Annotated in this window: 13 protein-coding genes; 7 read left to right on the forward strand and 6 right to left on the reverse strand. The window is 68.5% G+C overall.

Translation table 11 applies throughout. The features are described 5' to 3' along the window. Positions 1 to 52 precede the first annotated feature (52 nt). Genes RCP37_RS06235 through RCP37_RS06245 form a run of 3 tightly spaced genes read right to left on the reverse strand, consistent with a single transcriptional unit; the run spans position 53 to position 1,859 of the window. A complete protein-coding gene (locus RCP37_RS06235; protein ID WP_308486074.1) occupies positions 53 to 511 on the reverse strand; it encodes a DUF3237 domain-containing protein in 459 nt (152 codons plus the stop codon). Then, complete coding sequence (locus RCP37_RS06240) at positions 508 to 1,335, reverse strand: alpha/beta fold hydrolase (RefSeq protein WP_308486075.1); 828 nt, start codon at positions 1,333 to 1,335, stop codon at positions 508 to 510. Before RCP37_RS06240 ends, RCP37_RS06235 begins: the two co-directional genes overlap by 4 nt. Then, positions 1,335 to 1,859, reverse strand: a complete 525-nt coding sequence (locus RCP37_RS06245) for a phenolic acid decarboxylase (protein WP_308486076.1) — start codon at positions 1,857 to 1,859, stop codon at positions 1,335 to 1,337. Before RCP37_RS06245 ends, RCP37_RS06240 begins: the two co-directional genes overlap by 1 nt. Positions 1,860 to 1,899: 40 nt before the next feature. Between RCP37_RS06245 and RCP37_RS06250 the strand changes: the two genes are divergently transcribed. After that, positions 1,900 to 2,349 (forward strand): MarR family winged helix-turn-helix transcriptional regulator, encoded by a 450-nt coding sequence (locus RCP37_RS06250; protein ID WP_308486077.1) that lies wholly within the window; start codon positions 1,900 to 1,902, stop codon positions 2,347 to 2,349. 30 nt (positions 2,350 to 2,379) lie between these two features. Here RCP37_RS06250 and RCP37_RS06255 read toward each other — a convergent pair whose 3' ends face one another. Beyond that, entirely contained in the window at positions 2,380 to 3,747 is a 1,368-nt protein-coding gene (locus RCP37_RS06255; protein WP_308486078.1) for an FAD-binding oxidoreductase, read from the reverse strand. Between the two features lie 70 nt (positions 3,748 to 3,817). Here RCP37_RS06255 and RCP37_RS06260 point away from each other — a divergent pair, with 70 nt between their 5' ends. Further along, positions 3,818 to 4,918 (forward strand): PecA family PE domain-processing aspartic protease, encoded by a 1,101-nt coding sequence (locus RCP37_RS06260; RefSeq protein WP_308486079.1) that lies wholly within the window; start codon positions 3,818 to 3,820, stop codon positions 4,916 to 4,918. A 1-nt stretch (position 4,919) separates the two neighbouring features. On the opposite strand, the gene RCP37_RS06265 is transcribed toward RCP37_RS06260, so the two are convergent. Then, positions 4,920 to 6,119 (reverse strand): amidohydrolase family protein, encoded by a 1,200-nt coding sequence (locus tag RCP37_RS06265; RefSeq protein WP_308486080.1) that lies wholly within the window; start codon positions 6,117 to 6,119, stop codon positions 4,920 to 4,922. A gap of 83 nt (positions 6,120 to 6,202) precedes the next feature. Here RCP37_RS06265 and cynR point away from each other — a divergent pair, with 83 nt between their 5' ends. The 5 genes from cynR to RCP37_RS06290 all read left to right on the forward strand — a co-directional run bounded on the left by cynR (position 6,203) and on the right by RCP37_RS06290 (position 10,272). Next, positions 6,203 to 7,090: a transcriptional regulator CynR gene (gene cynR, locus RCP37_RS06270; protein ID WP_308486081.1), complete on the forward strand. Its 888-nt coding sequence runs from the start codon at positions 6,203 to 6,205 to the stop codon at positions 7,088 to 7,090. Between the two features lie 71 nt (positions 7,091 to 7,161). Continuing rightward, positions 7,162 to 7,665: a nucleoside deaminase gene (locus tag RCP37_RS06275; RefSeq protein WP_308486082.1), complete on the forward strand. Its 504-nt coding sequence runs from the start codon at positions 7,162 to 7,164 to the stop codon at positions 7,663 to 7,665. Positions 7,666 to 7,854: 189 nt separating this feature from the next. Beyond that, positions 7,855 to 8,334 (forward strand): MarR family winged helix-turn-helix transcriptional regulator, encoded by a 480-nt coding sequence (locus RCP37_RS06280; protein ID WP_308486083.1) that lies wholly within the window; start codon positions 7,855 to 7,857, stop codon positions 8,332 to 8,334. Positions 8,335 to 8,400: 66 nt separating this feature from the next. Next, positions 8,401 to 9,219, forward strand: a complete 819-nt coding sequence (locus RCP37_RS06285; RefSeq protein ID WP_308486084.1) for a uracil-DNA glycosylase — start codon at positions 8,401 to 8,403, stop codon at positions 9,217 to 9,219. 21 nt (positions 9,220 to 9,240) lie between these two features. Beyond that, positions 9,241 to 10,272 (forward strand): LLM class flavin-dependent oxidoreductase, encoded by a 1,032-nt coding sequence (locus RCP37_RS06290; protein WP_308486085.1) that lies wholly within the window; start codon positions 9,241 to 9,243, stop codon positions 10,270 to 10,272. A 59-nt stretch (positions 10,273 to 10,331) separates the two neighbouring features. Here RCP37_RS06290 and RCP37_RS06295 read toward each other — a convergent pair whose 3' ends face one another. Beyond that, on the reverse strand, positions 10,332 to 14,411 hold the full coding sequence (locus tag RCP37_RS06295) for a PecA family PE domain-processing aspartic protease (protein WP_308486086.1): 4,080 nt from the start codon (positions 14,409 to 14,411) through the stop codon (positions 10,332 to 10,334). Positions 14,412 to 14,420 lie beyond the last annotated feature (9 nt).

Raw genomic sequence — 14,420 nt, forward strand, 5'->3', positions numbered from 1 at the left:
ACATTGCAGTCATTGCGTCAATAGTCGCGCGCTAGTTGAGGATCGCTCGGGCTCAGGTGAGGCGGAACACTTTCAGTTGGACGTGGTCGGGGTGGCGCTCGCCGGTAGCGACGAAAATGCTGCGGTCCAGCCATGCCCAGGTGCTGCTGGTGGCGTGCACCTGCGGTGTGCACCGAAAGTACAGTCGCCTCGGGTCGACCGGCTGCCCTTCGGCGACGGCCGTCATGTCGCTCGACAGGCCGCTACGGACACCGCGATTGGTGACATAGATGCGATCGCCATCGTCGAGTTGGACGGCGTAATTGGCTTCGAGCAGAACAAGGTCTGGAGCCTGTGCGACTTGGAAATCGGCCCCGCCGGGGAGGATGTTGCCCGAAATGCGTGGTCCGCGGACCGTACCTCCGGTGATCGGGACGATTCTGCGGTGGCCTTCCAGGGTGGTGCCGATCTCGAGATGGGTGCCTACTTGCACCGAGAAGGTGGCGAAGAATTCCAGGCCGGGCGGTGTCACCGACGTGCCTGGCCGGCGATTGGTTCACCCCGGGCGGTCGCGCGGATGACATCGGAGCAGCGCTGCGGCTCGTCGATCATGGGTACATGGCCGACGCCCTTGAGTTCCAGGTAGTGGGCGCCGGGTAACCGGGTTCGCGCGATGAGACCGTTGATCGAGGGCGGGAAGATCCGGTCTTGACCCGACCAGGCCAACGTGATCGGGCACGGTAGGGGATCGAGCGGGGCGATGGACTCACTGGTCATCAGGAGTGTTTCGGCTGCGGTGCATTCGATGAGATCCGCCACGATGCCGAGCGCCGATTCAGTCGCGAGTCGTTCGGCATGTTCTGCTGCGTCGCGCAGGATCAACCGTCTGAGGATGGGCGATCTCATCGCCAGCCTTGCCGGCGTCCCATAGCGCTTGGCGCGAGTGCGTGCGCGCCGGATGGTACGTGTGGCCCGGTTGTAGTCGGGCTCGCCGGGTGTCCAGAAGCCGGCCGGCGAGAGAGCGCACACACTGAGTGCGCGGCCGCGGCGGGCCAATTCGATAGCGATGAAGCCGCCCATCGAATTGCCGGCGACGTGGACAGTATTCAAGTCGCATGCATCGAGCAGGCGTTCTGCGTCATCGACAAGGTGGCTAATCGTGGTGTTTCGATGGGCTGGTGGGCCGCCCCGATGTCCAGCTGCCGTCGGGATGATGAGATCAAATTCGTCGGCCAGAAGTGGCGCAACGGTCTCCCAGATTCGTGCCGAATTTGTCACCCCATGCAGAAGCAGCAGGGGGCTACGTCGGCTGGCCGATGCGTCTTCGCTGCGAGCTTGGGCCGTGTTGGCGCCCATTAATTGCGTTTCTCGAGGAATGTCGCGGGCAGCTTCGATGGTGCGACTGAAATAATAGTGTCGTCGTTCTCGCCGATGTATTCGTACAGTTGTATCTCGGCGAACTCGGGCACCACATAGATGGGATATGTGGGCCCTTGGTCGCGGTATTGCTGCATCCGGTCCAGATGTTCGTTCTGGTACAGCACCGTCTTGGCGCCGTCCTGGCGGATCCATTCGGGGAAGAAAATGGTTCCGTGCAGTCGCCGGTCTGTCGGCATCACGTTGACCACCACGCAGGTGCCGGTGGGCTCGGTCCACGAAAGCTTGTACACCTGCGGGGCGATCTCGACGAGGTCGACGTGCTGGTCGCGGACCCATCGCCCGCCGACGTGGCCGGTGTGGATGCGATAGTCGATCGTCGTCGAGTTCTTGACATACATCTCGTAGATCCAGCCGTTGGCGTAGGTGTAGAGGAAGCGGTGTCCTGGTAGACCTTTGCCAGGATCGCCGAGGTTTCGGTGGGTGGCAGCGGGCGTGTTCACGAGAAGAGTTTAACAAGAACAGTGTTTGATAGGAACGTATATGTCGGAACGAATCGAACAGGTCGCCGCCGACCTGGCCCGCGAGATCGGGCCGTTGCGCCGTGCCATGTCGCGGGCAACGCGTGGCGCCGAGGGATTGCCGGACTTGCCCGAGAATCAGATCGAGGTCTTGCGTACGGCGGCGGGCGCACCGGGGATCACCACCAGCGCCGTGGCGAACCTCTTGCAACTTGCCCGTCCGACCATCAGCAACCTGCTCAACTCAATGCGCCGTGACGATCTGGTCGAGCTGCGGCGTCGGACCGATGATGCGCGAATCGCAGAGGTTCATCTCACCGAGCGTGCTCGCCAACTGCTAGCCAGGTACGACAACGCAGCGTCAGCGTTGATGAACACGGCCCTTCGCGAGCTGGACGCAACCCAGCAACAAGCCATCGCTGCCGCTATGCCGGCGTTGGTCAGGCTGCGCGAGATTCTGGGCGAGGGATGATCGCGGCTGGGCGCGCAGAGACTTGGCGCCCTAAATCCCCGAACCCGGGTTGAGGATGTTCAGCGGATCGAGCGCGGCTTTGACCCGCTGGTTCAGTGCCATCACGTCGGGGCCCAGCTGCTCGGCCAGCCACGGCCGCTTCAACCGCCCCACGCCGTGCTCGCCGGTGATGGTGCCGCCCAGCGCCAGGGCCAGATCCATGATCTCGCCGTAGGCGAGCTCGGCGCGCCGCACGTGGTCGGGGTCATTCGGGTCGTGCACGATCAGCGGGTGCGTATTGCCATCGCCGGCGTGCGCGATCACCGAGATCAGCAGTTGGCGCTCGGCGGCGATGTTCTCGATACCGGTGATCAGCTCCGCCAGCCGCGGCACCGGCACCCCGACGTCTTCGAGCAACAGCGGGCCCTTCGCCTCGACCGCCGGGATGCAGAATCGCCGGGCCGCGACAAAGCCTTCGGCCTCGACCGGGTCGTCGGTGGAGAACACCTCCTTGGCGTGGTGCTCGGTGAACACCCGGGCCATCAGCTCGACATCCTCGGCGCCCGCGTGCCCGCGCTCGTCGGAGGCCGCCACCAGCATGGCCGCGGCCTCGCGGTCCAGACCCATGCGCAGTTGGTCCTCGACGGCGTTGATCGCCGCTGCGTCCATGAACTCCAGCATCGACGGGCGCAGCCGCCCGGACACATCGAGCACCGCCTCGGCCGCGGCGGTCACCGAGTCGAAAGTGGCCACCACCACAGCCGATTTCGGCTGAGCCGGCAAAAGTCGCAGGGTCACCTCGGTGACCACCCCGAGGGTGCCCTCGCTGCCGACGAACAACTTGGTCAGCGAGAGCCCGGCGACGTCCTTGAGTCGTGGCCCACCCAGGCGCACCGCGGTGCCGTCGGCCAGCACCACCTGCAGGCCCAGCACATAGTCGGTGGTCACGCCGTACTTGACACAGCACAGGCCGCCGGCGTTGGTGGCGATGTTGCCGCCGATGCTGCAGATCTCGAACGACGACGGGTCCGGCGGGTACCACAGTCCGTAGGCGGCGACGGCCTTCTTCACCTCGGCGTTGAACAGGCCGGGCTGGCACACCGCGGTGCGGGTGACGGGGTCGACGGTGATGTCGCGCATCTTCTCGGTGCACAACACGAGGCCGCCGTCGATCGCGGTGGCGCCGCCCGACAGGCCGGTGCCTGCGCCGCGAGTCACCACCGGCACCTGATGGGCGCTGGCCCATCGCATGACCGTCTGCACTTCTTCGGTGCGCAGCGGACGCACCACCGCCAAGGGCTGGCCCGCCATCGGGTCCAGCGCGTTGTCCTGCCGGTAGCCCGCAGTGATCGTCGGATCGGTGACCACCATGCCCTCGGGGAGATCGGCGATCAGCTGGGTCAATGCGTCGGCGTTCACGCAGGTCATCCTATGAGGTGAAGCGAATCAACGGTTGACCGTATTTCCCGAACGCTGTTAGTTTTTATCCGTGTTGAGCCGAGGGAATGCGGTCGGATGGTCAAGTCGCGCGGCGGCAGCGGCGGTCGCCTTGACGTTGAGCGCGATGGTCGGCGCCGCGCATGCCTCCGCCGACATCGACGACGTGATCAGCAGTCTGGCCGATACCGCATCAGTTCCGTTGTATGTCGAAGGCGACGGGTTCGGCCAGCCGGTGGTGGATGTTTCCATCGGCGGTGGAGAGAGCATTGCGGTAGCGCTCGACACCGGCTCACGGGGCTTGGTGGTCCCGATCTGGGACCTGCCATGGCAGGACGTCCTGAATGAGTTGGAGCACTTCAGTTTCGACGACATCACCTTTGGTGCGTTTCCCGCCGGCTTCACCCTCGGTCTGAATATCCCCACCTCGATCGACTTCGGGGGCGGCGTCATCGCCGAGCACACCGTCGTCAATGGGCTGCTGCTGAGCTTTCCGTTCTCCGCCATCAATGCGCAGGCGCTGGCTGGTGCGCCGGTCGAGGGCATTCTCGGGATCGGGCCCAATGCCGGTGGCAGTCACCTGGTGACCGCGGACCTGCCTGGTGAGCTCGGCACGGGAGTGCTGATCGATGAGCCCGGCGGGCGCCTGGTCTTCGGCGCACAACCCGGCACCGTTGACGGGTTGAGCCCGATCACCACCTTCGCGGGTGCGCCGTTCCCGGGCAGTCCGTACAACCTCGACCCGATCCAGATCCAGATCGGCAACGGTCCCTTGCAGAGTGTCGGAGGGGTGTTCGACAGCGGCGGCAAGGGCGGCTGGATTCCCTCGGATGTGTGGTCCCCTCCGGAGAACTGGCCCATCCCTGACGTCGGCAAGTTCGCGAGTCTGCTGGATTACGGACCGCTGTGGGGCGGGGTACCGATCTCGGTCTACGCACCCGATGGCCAGCTGCTCTACTCCTACGTCACAACGGATTCGGGTGCCATGGAGATCATGCCGAACTGGCTGATGAAGATGCTGGTGAACATCGAGGGTGTGGTGAACACCGGCAACGCCGCGTTCGCGCACAACCCCGTCTACATCTCCAATGCCGACGGCGGGGCTATGACCTTCTACGGGAACGCTTCTGGAGTCAACACCGTAGAGCTGTGATCTAAGCGCGGGTTCCGGCGACGACGTGCCCGTTGTGCAGCACCCACAATCGCGGGGGATGAGCGGCGACGGCCTCGGGCAGTCCGGCTGCGTCCACCACGACCAGGTCGGCACGGCACCCCGGAACCAGGCCGTAGTCGTCGATCCCGAGCACGGTCGCTGCGGAGTCGGTGATCAGGGATGCGGTGTAACCGAGCTCGTCGTCGGTCATCAGGCCACCCTCCAATCCGATGATGGTGGCGCGCTCCAGCATGTCGCCGGTGCCGTAGGGCCACCAGGCGTCGCGGATGTTGTCCGAGCCGGCGAACACCCGCACGCCATGGTCGCGCAACCGCAGCACCGGCGGCATGGTGCCAGCCGGACCGTTGGTCAGGATGGCGACGCCGGCCGCGGCCAGTGCCGTTGCGGTGCGGTCGACTTCGTCGCCGTCGACCTGACCGAGCGCGTAGGCGTGGCTGACCGTGACCTTGCCGCCGAGCCCGAGTACGCGGGTGCGTTCAGCGATCGCGCGCAGCTGCCCGGTTCCGAGTGTCCCCGGATCGTGCAGGTGGATGTCGACGCCGGCGCCGTGCCGGTCGGCCAGACCGAAGACGACGTCCAGCTGGCCATCGACATCGCCGTCGAAGCCGGCCGGGTCCAGCCCGCCGATCACCTCAGCGCCCTCGGCCAGTGCGGCGTCGAGCAGCTCGGCCACCCCCGGTGCGGTGACCACGCCGCTCTGCGGAAAGGCGACCAGTTGGATCGAGATTCGATCACGCAGGGCCGCACGGACTTCCAACAGGGCGTGTAGTCCCGTCAGCCCTGCCTCGAGATCGATGTCGACATGGGAGCGGACGTGGCCGGTGCCGAGGGAGACCATACGGTTGGCCAACGCCGTCGCCCGCTCGGTGACCGGCACCCCGATCCGGGAACGCAGCGCTTTCTCGTTCGCGATCCGCTCGCGCAGTGATCCGGCGACCCGGTGCGGCTGCCAGGGCGCGCCCAGGAACGTCTTGTCGAGGTGGCAGTGGCCGTCGACGAATGCGGGCAACACCAGCGCACCGCCGAAGTCGAGGGCATTCTCGCTCGGCGCGGGGGACTCGCTCTGGTGCGGATCGATCGCGGCGATCCGCCCGCCGCGCAGCGTGATGTCGATCCGGCGGCCGTCGGGCAGCAATGCATCGACCAGCCGGTCCGGGCCAGATCGGTATGCGGCAGTCATGCGGTCCACCTTGCCTGACCACGAGCGATAGGGTCCAAGACGTAATTCCCATGACTTCGATTGGCAACACCTATAGTCAGTCGATGGAGCTGCGTCACATCCGGTACCTGCTGGCGGTGGCCGAGCACGGGAATTTCACCCGCGCAGCCGAGGCGCTGCACATCTCCCAGCCGACGCTGTCGCAGCAGATCAAGCAGCTCGAGCGCGCATTGTCAGTGGAGCTGCTGGATCGGTCGGGCCGCACGGTACGGCTGACCGATGCCGGCGAGGCGTATGCGGAGCACGCACGGCTGGCGCTGCGGGATCTCGATGCCGGTGAACGCGCGGTCCACGATGTGCAGGACCTGTCGCGCGGGCATCTGCGGGTGGCGATGATGCCGACGTTCACCGCCTACCTGATCGGTCCGCTGGTGCACCGATTCCACAGTGCGCATCCCGGCATCACGCTCTCGATACGGGAGGACACTCAGGACCGCATCGAGGCCGACCTGCTCGCCGACCGGCTGGACCTCGGGATCGCCTTCGCGGGTCCACATGCAGCCGGCATCGATCACACCGCGCTGTTCACCGAGACGCTGACTCTGGTGGTCGGCTCGGGCCACTCCCTTGCGAAGCGGGCGACGCCACTGCCAGTTGCCCGGCTGGCCCGCGAGCCGCTTTGCCTGCTCGGCACCGACTTCGCCACCCGGCTACAGATCGACGCCTACTTCACCGACCGGGGCGTCGCGCCCCGGATCACAGTCGAAGCCAATTCGATCAGCGCGCTGCTGGCATCGGTGCGCGGCGGCACCCTGACCACCGTGCTGCCCGATGCGATTACCCGTGAGCATCGCGATGTGCACGCGGTGCCGCTCGTCCCGCCGCTACCGACCCGAGCCGTGGTGGCGCTCGTGCGCGCCACGGCCTACCACTCGGCAGCCGCGCAGGCGTTCACCCGGATGCTGGAGGAAATCGCGCACGAAATCGATTGATGACACCTATCGCGCTGATCGAATACAAGTATTGGACGCTATGGCGCTGGCTGAGGCAGCCTGAAGGTGTTATGGATTTCGCGCAACACACCATTGAGCTTGCCCGCCGCAACGTCGAGGAAGGCGGGCGTCCGTTCGCCACGGTGATCGTCAAGGACGGTGCGATTCTGGCCGAAAGCCCGAACCGGGTCGCCCAGACCAACGACCCCACCGCGCACGCGGAGATTCTCGCTATTAGGCAGGCGTGCACGGCGCTGGGTACCGAGCACCTGACCGGCGCCACCATCTACATCCTGGCCTCGCCGTGCCCGATGTGTCTGGGTGCGTTGTACTACTGCTCGCCGGACGAGGTCGTCTTCTTGACCACCCGGGATGCCTACGAGCCGTACTACGTCGACGACCGAAAGTACTTCGAGCTCAACACCTTCTACGACGAGTTCGCCAAGCCCTGGGATCGGCGACGGTTGCCCATGCGCCACGACCCGCGCGACGAGGCGGTCGACGTCTACCGGTTGTGGCAGCAGCGCAACGGGCGGACGCCGTCGCGTGCCGGATTGGTCAACGCTCGAAACTAACCCCGTAAAATAGTTGTGATAACAACCATAATAGGCGGACGGATGTAGGTATGACTGCCGCCGCAGCTAAGCCCAATCTGGCCAAAATACCTACGCTCGCTGCCACAGTGATTTCAGATGCCGACACCTGGAGCCCGTGCCATCTCCGGTCGTACTAGTTATTAGATCAACCAAAGAGGACGGGTTGTAATGACGGACGAGAACAGATGGCTGAGCGACGCCGAGCAACGCATGTGGCGCGCGTATCTGGACAGCACTCGACTGTTGTTGCGGGAGCTCGAAGTTCAGCTGGTCTCCGACGGCGGGATCACCTTTGCCGATTTCGAAGTACTGGTGCTGTTGTCGGAAGCGGAGCATCGCCGGTTGCGGATGGGTGAGCTGACCGAGGCGGCGGTGGCGACCCGTGGCGGGACCGCCGGTGCGGTGAGCCGATTGGCCAGGGCGGGCTGGCTGCGCCGCATCGGATGCAAGGAGGACAAGCGCGGCTGGTTTGCCGAGCTGACCGAATCCGGGCAGGCGAAGTTGGAGTCGGTTTCGGCTGGGCACGTTGACGCGTTGCGGCGTAACCTTTTCGACCTGCTCAGTCCGCGTGATGTGGATCTGTTCGCGCACGTCTACACGCAGATCCGTGCCAACTTGGTGGACGGCCCCGATCCACGTTCCTGCTGAGTCGACGCCGCAGGTCCGCACTATGCCGGACTGGGCATCGGATTCCAGAGCGTGCACAGTAGACCAATGCTCAACCATCCCCGCACCGGTCAGCCGTTCGAGTCCCCGGTGCCACCCGGGGCCGGCTGGCCCGGCGACCCGGCAACGCCGGAGACGCCGCGGGCCGCCGATGCCGCGCACGTGGTGCAACTGGCCGACCAAGTCGAGTCGATCGACGAACTCGACGCGCTGATCAGCGTCTGCCGGGCCTGCCCGCGGTTGGTGACCTGGCGTGAACAGGTGGCACTCACCAAGCGGAAGTCCTTCGCCGACCAGCCCTATTGGGGGCGGCCGGTGCCCGGCTGGGGCTCCCCGAAACCCAAGATCGTGATCGTCGGATTGGCCCCGGCCGCCAATGGCGCCAACCGCACCGGACGGATGTTCACCGGCGACCGGTCTGGCGACCAGCTGTATGCCGCGCTGTACCGGGCCGGCCTGGTCAACCAGCCCACCAGCGTCGATGCCGCGGATGGGTTGCACGCCAACGATATCCGGATCATCGCCCCGGTGCGCTGCGCCCCACCGGACAACGCGCCGACGACCCTCGAGCGCAACACCTGCGCGCCGTGGATCGACGCCGAATGGCAGCTGATCGCGCCACACGTGCGGGTGATGATCGCGCTCGGCGGCTTCGCCTGGCAGATCGCACTGCGGATTGCCGCGGACCTCGTGCCGAAACCCAAGCCGAAGTTCGGCCACGGCGCGCTCGCCCAACTCGGCCCGGCGTTGCGGCTGCTGGGCTGCTATCACCCCAGTCAGCAGAACATGTTCACCGGTCGGCTGACGCCGGCCATGCTGGACGACATCTTTGCGCAGGCCTCGGGGCTGGCGGGACTATCCGGCTGAGTTCCGGTGTTGAGTAGCAGCGTGCGTCTTTCCGTTCTTGATCTCGTCCCGGTCCGTACCGACCAGTCCACCGCCGACGCGTTGGCTGCGACGGTGCGGCTGGCCCAGACCGCTGACCGCCTCGGATTCACCCGATACTGGGTGGCCGAGCACCACAACATGCCCTCCGTAGGTGCCACCAGCCCGCCGGTACTTCTCGCCTACCTCGCCGCGCAGACGTCGCGGGTGCGGCTCGGCTCGGGCGGGGTGATGCTGCCCAACCACGCCCCGCTGGCCGTCGCCGAACAGTTCGCGCTGTTGGAAGCCGCCGCACCCGGCCGCATCGACTTGGGCATCGGACGGGCGCCCGGATCCGACCCGGTCACCTCCGTCATGCTGCGCTCCGGCCGCGGCGACGAAGACATCGCGAACTTCCCCGACTATCTCGATCACGTGCGGGCGATGATGAGCAGCCGCGGAGTGCAGGTCCAGCTGCGTGACGGCGACTACCTGCTCAAGGCCACCCCGGCCGCCGCCGGCGAGCCGCGGCTGTGGCTGCTGGGGTCGAGCATGTACTCGGCGCGGCTGGCCGCGGCCAAGGGGCTGCCCTACGTGTTCGCCCACCACTTCTCCGGCCAGGGCACCGAGGAGGCGCTGGCCTACTACCGGGAGAACTTCACGCCGAGCGAAGTGTGCGCGGCGCCGACGACGTTTCTGACCGTCAACGCATCGGTTGCCGAAACCCGCGACGAGGCAACGGCGTTGATGCTGCCCAACCTGCAGATGATGGCCCGATTGCGAACCGGGCGACCGCTGGGCGCGGTTGATCTGGTCGAGGACGCGCAGGCGGCAGCGGTCTCCGACTCCGAACAACGCATCATCGACAGCGGGCTGCGACGCGCGGTCGTCGGCACACCGGCCGAGGCGGCCGAGCAGCTCGCAGCGCTGGCGGAGCACTTCGCCGTCGACGAGGTGATGATCAACCCGGTCGCCTCGGCGCACCGCGGCACCGACCCGGCCACCGCGCCCGGCCGGGAACGCACCTGCGAGCTGCTGGCCAAAGAGCTGTTGTAAGGCCTCAGCGGCGATCGCGAGGGCGGCGGAGCCGGGCGAAGCGGGTCGCCGCCATGAACCTAGCGGCTGATGATGGTCGCCCCGAAACCGCTGGGCCGGTAGTCGATGTAGACCGGGTTGACCGAGAACGGGTAGTAGCCGCTGTTGGCCGCCCCGCCCGACGTCACATACGGACCGTTGTTCGTGGTGGTGTAGGAGTACAGCAGGGTGCTGCCGTCGGCGTTGTACACCGAGATCAGCGTCCCGGCCGGCACCTGCGAACCGACACCGAGCTGCGGGAACAGCGACTGCGGGATGCTGCCGTACATGCCGCCGGAGTCGATCGAGGTCGTGACGGCCACCGGGGGAGCGCCGTTGATGGAGATCATCGTGTCCACGTAGGGCGATCCGGAGACGGAGGTCTCGGGGTCGAGCGGGTTCGGTCCGAAAATCACTTGGCCGGTCTGTTCGTCGATGAGCACGCCCTGGTTGAGCGCACCGGGCAGCGCCGAGATGATCGTCGACGTCCCGGCGTAGCCGTTGTTGGGTCCGATACCCAACACCCCGACGATGCCGTACTGGTTGAAGTACTGCGTCATCAGTGCGTTCGACCCGGCGGTGACCACGTTGACGCCGGTTGGGTCGGTGACGATGTCCCCTGAGCAGGCAAGCTTGTCGCAGAATCCCACGGTGGTGCTGTAGGTCTGGTAGCCGTAGCTGCTGTTGCCCAGGCCGGCGTAGCTGGCATTGCCGGAGAGCAGCACGTTGCCGAGGCTGCCGGGGTTGCCGACGGCACTGTTCAGAATCGTCAGGCCCGTTGAACCGGTGTCGATCTGGACCGGGACCGGCGGGCCACCGTTGATCGAGATGTAGACGATCGGGCTGATGCCGCCGCTTTGCAGGTACAGCGGAATGGTGACGTTGACCGGCCCCTCGGGGCCGCCGGTCTCGCCGGCGTGCCCGGTGCCGGAACCGGCCCCGCCCGCGCCCCCGGCGCCGTTGGCGCCGTTGCTGCCGACGGCGCCGCCACGACCACCGTCGCCGCCGTCGCCGCCGCTGCCGCCGTTGGCTCCGAGCCCGCCGGTGGCCACCGCACCCGCAGCCCCGCCGTCGCCGCCGTCACCGGCCGCCCCGCCGTGCACGTTCGTCCCGGTCAGGGTGGCGTCGCCGCCGTCACCGCCATTGCCGCCATGGCCGCCCGCTCCGGCGTTCCCGCCGTTGCCCGCGTGGGCGCCCAAACCTCCGGCGCCGCCCGCTCCGGCGTTACCGCCGGCGCCGCCGTTTCCGCCGTCACCGCCGCTGGAGCCCTGCGCGTAGTAGGTGCCGGTGGCGCTTCCCCCGTTGGCGCCGGCGCCGCCGACGCCGCCGTTTCCGCCGGTGCCGCCGTTGAACCCGGTGTCGCCCTTGCCGCCGGAACCGCCGGAGCCAGCGGCCCCGCCGTTTCCGCCGTCGCCGCCGATTCCGACCGGAGCCTTGTTGATTCCCGGTTGGGCGTTGAACCCGGAGCCAGGTGCCCCGCCGCCACCGGCCGCCCCGCCGTTACCGCCATTGCCGCCGGTGCCGCCGGCACTGTTGTCACCGGCCCCGCCGGTGCCACCGCCACCACCGGTACCGCCACCGCCGCCTGCACCGCCGTTGCCGTTGGTGCCGAAGGTGCCGTGCTCATGCAGCGCGACGCTGCCGGTGTAGGCCGAGCCGGCCGCACCACCGGTACCGCCGGCGCCGCCGTTGCCGCCGTTGAAGCCGGTGCCGCCGCCGAGCGCACCGGTGACGCCGAACCCGCCGTTTCCGCCGATACCGCCGGCCCCGCCGTCGCCGCCGCTGCCGTAGGGCACGCTGTTGGCGATGTCCAGCGTGGCGATGCCGTTGCCGCCGCCGTTGCCACCGGCTCCACCCGCGCCGCCGGCGCCACCGTTGCCGCTACCGGGCCCCTGTGCGTAGGCGCTGCTGCCGCCGGCCCCGCCGACTCCGCCCTTGCCGCCGTCGCCGCCGCTGCCGGGCAGGGTGGCGCTGGGGGGCAGCTGGCTCTGGTCCACGCCGCGGCCGCCGTCTCCGGCCTTGCCGCCGGCGCCGCCGTTGCCGCCGTTGCCGTCGCCGAGCGAGTTTCCGCCGGCCCCACCCTTGCCGCCGTTACCGCCGTCTCCGGCGTTGCCGTTGTTAACGACCGGGTTGCCGTTGGCGCCGTTCGCGCCGTTGCCGCCGGCGCCGCCGTTCCCGCCGTTGCCGTGCGCGCTGCCGGTTCCGCCGGCGCCGCCGTTGCCGCCGTTGGCGCCCGGCGTGACGGCGTTGAAGCCGTTGCCGCCGTTGCCGCCGTTCCCGGTGTGGGGAGTCGTGGAGTTGCCGCCGGCCATCCCGCCGGTGCCGTTAGTGCCGCCTGTGCCGCTGGTGCCGCCGCTGCCGCCGTAGCCGCCCAGGCCGGCGTTGCCGCCGCGACCGCCATCCGGATGGGCCGCATTGCCGTTGCCGCCGTTGCCGCCGTTGCCGGCCTCACCACTGGTCCCGCCGTTGCCGCCGTTTCCGGCCGCACCCTGAAGTCCCGCGTCGCCGTGTGCGGCGGTGCCGCCCGCACCGCCGTTACCGCCGGTGCCGCCTTTGCCGCCGTCGCCGGCGTTACCGCCGTTGCTGCCGGCGCCGCCGGCAACGCTGCTGTTGGCGCCGTCGGATCCGGTGCCGCCGGTCCCGCCGATGCCGCCGGTGCCGCCGGCACCGCCGTTTCCGGCGTCGCCACCGAGGGTGCCGCCCGCACCGCCTACGCCGCCGTTACCGCCGGTGCCGCCGGTGCCGCCGATCCCGCCGGCGACACCATTCCCGGACCCATTGCTGCCATTGGCACCGAGCCCGCCCGCGCCGCCGGCGCCGCCGTGACCGCCGTCGCCGTACACGCCGCCGTTGCCGCCGTTACCTCCGGTGCCGCCGGTACCGGCAGCTCCGGTGGTGGCGGCAAAGCCCGCCCCGCCGTCGCCGCCGTTGCCCCCGCTGCGCCCGGCCACTCCGACCGCGCCGGCAGCACCTTGGGAACCGGTGCCTGCCAGGCCGCCGGCCCCGGCCAGGCCGCCGGCCCCGCCACTTCCTGCTGCCCCGGCATTGCCGCCGTTGCCGCCCGTGCCGCCGTTCAGGTGGGCGGCCGTGCCCGCCGCTCCGGTTCCGCCGGTACCACCCACGCCGGCCGCGCCGCCTTGACCACCGGCGCCGCCATCGCCGTTTTCTCCAGCAATGCCGCGACCTGATGCACCGCCGGCCCCGCCGTTGCCGCCCTGGCCGCCGCTCCCGCCGTATCCGCCGTCGCTGCCATTGCCTCCGGTGCCGCCGTTGATGGCGAAATCTCCGGTGTGGCCGTCGGTACCGGCCCCGCCGTTGCCGCCTGACCCGCCGGCCCCACCGTTGCCTCCCCGGCCGCCGTCTCCGAACTGTGTCGACAGACTCGTCCCGCCTGCGCCTCCGCCGCCTCCCGTGCCACCGGTTGCACCCAGGGCACCAGTCGCACCGACAAATCCCGCTCCGCCGACGCCCCCGGCGCCGCCGTTGCCGAACAGCCAGGCGACGGCGTCGCCTCCGGCACCGCCAACACCCGCGGCTTCGCCGCCGATACCGATTCCGCCGGCGCCGCCGGCGCCGCCGTTGCCCATGAACGAACCGCCGTCACCGCCGGTGCCGCCGGCAGCACCGGCGCCACCGTCTCCGCCGGCCCCGCCGTCGCCGAACATGCCGGCTGAACCGCCATTGCCGCCGGCCACCCCGGCCTCGCTCTGGTCGAAGCCGTTTCCGCCGTCGCCGAACCACAGGCCGCCGGCGCCGCCGTTGGGGTCTTCTGCGGTGCCGTCAGCACCGTTGCCGATCAGGATCTGGCCGGCGGCGGTGTTGATCCAGCCGTTGACCATCGTCCCGAAGTCACTGTTGATCCAGTTGTCGATGGACGTGTGGAACGGGTCGTAGAAGAGCTGGTCAAACCATGCCGCGGAATCCAACGGCGTAGTCTCTGCGGCCACCCCGGCGACCGGCGTGAACATGTCGATCAGCCAGTCGAAGTCCATTCCGTCGGCGTGTGCCGCCGGCGTCGCGGGCGTCAGCCCGACGGCGAGGAAAGTGCCGACCGCCGCTCCGGCTCCCGCCAGGCGCCGGCGTGCTGACTTCGACTTACCCGGCCGACCCTGACGACTCATCGCCCCAAA

Origin of the sequence: Mycolicibacter sp. MU0102 (genome assembly GCF_963378105.1) — a bacterium.
Lineage (GTDB): Bacteria > Actinomycetota > Actinomycetes > Mycobacteriales > Mycobacteriaceae > Mycobacterium > Mycobacterium holstebronense.

Excerpts from the sequence above, each read along its gene's own strand:
- RCP37_RS06240 (WP_308486075.1), bottom strand. The coding sequence starts at position 1,335 with ATGGGCGCCAACACGGCCCAAGCTCGCAGCGAAGACGCATCGGCCAGC.
- RCP37_RS06250 (WP_308486077.1), top strand. The coding sequence starts at position 1,900 with ATGTCGGAACGAATCGAACAGGTCGCCGCCGACCTGGCCCGCGAGATC.
- RCP37_RS06265 (WP_308486080.1), bottom strand. The coding sequence starts at position 6,119 with ATGACTGCCGCATACCGATCTGGCCCGGACCGGCTGGTCGATGCATTG.
- cynR (WP_308486081.1), top strand. The coding sequence starts at position 6,203 with ATGGAGCTGCGTCACATCCGGTACCTGCTGGCGGTGGCCGAGCACGGG.
- RCP37_RS06275 (WP_308486082.1), top strand. The coding sequence starts at position 7,162 with ATGGATTTCGCGCAACACACCATTGAGCTTGCCCGCCGCAACGTCGAG.
- RCP37_RS06280 (WP_308486083.1), top strand. The coding sequence starts at position 7,855 with ATGACGGACGAGAACAGATGGCTGAGCGACGCCGAGCAACGCATGTGG.
- RCP37_RS06285 (WP_308486084.1), top strand. The coding sequence starts at position 8,401 with ATGCTCAACCATCCCCGCACCGGTCAGCCGTTCGAGTCCCCGGTGCCA.
- RCP37_RS06295 (WP_308486086.1), bottom strand. The coding sequence starts at position 14,411 with ATGAGTCGTCAGGGTCGGCCGGGTAAGTCGAAGTCAGCACGCCGGCGC.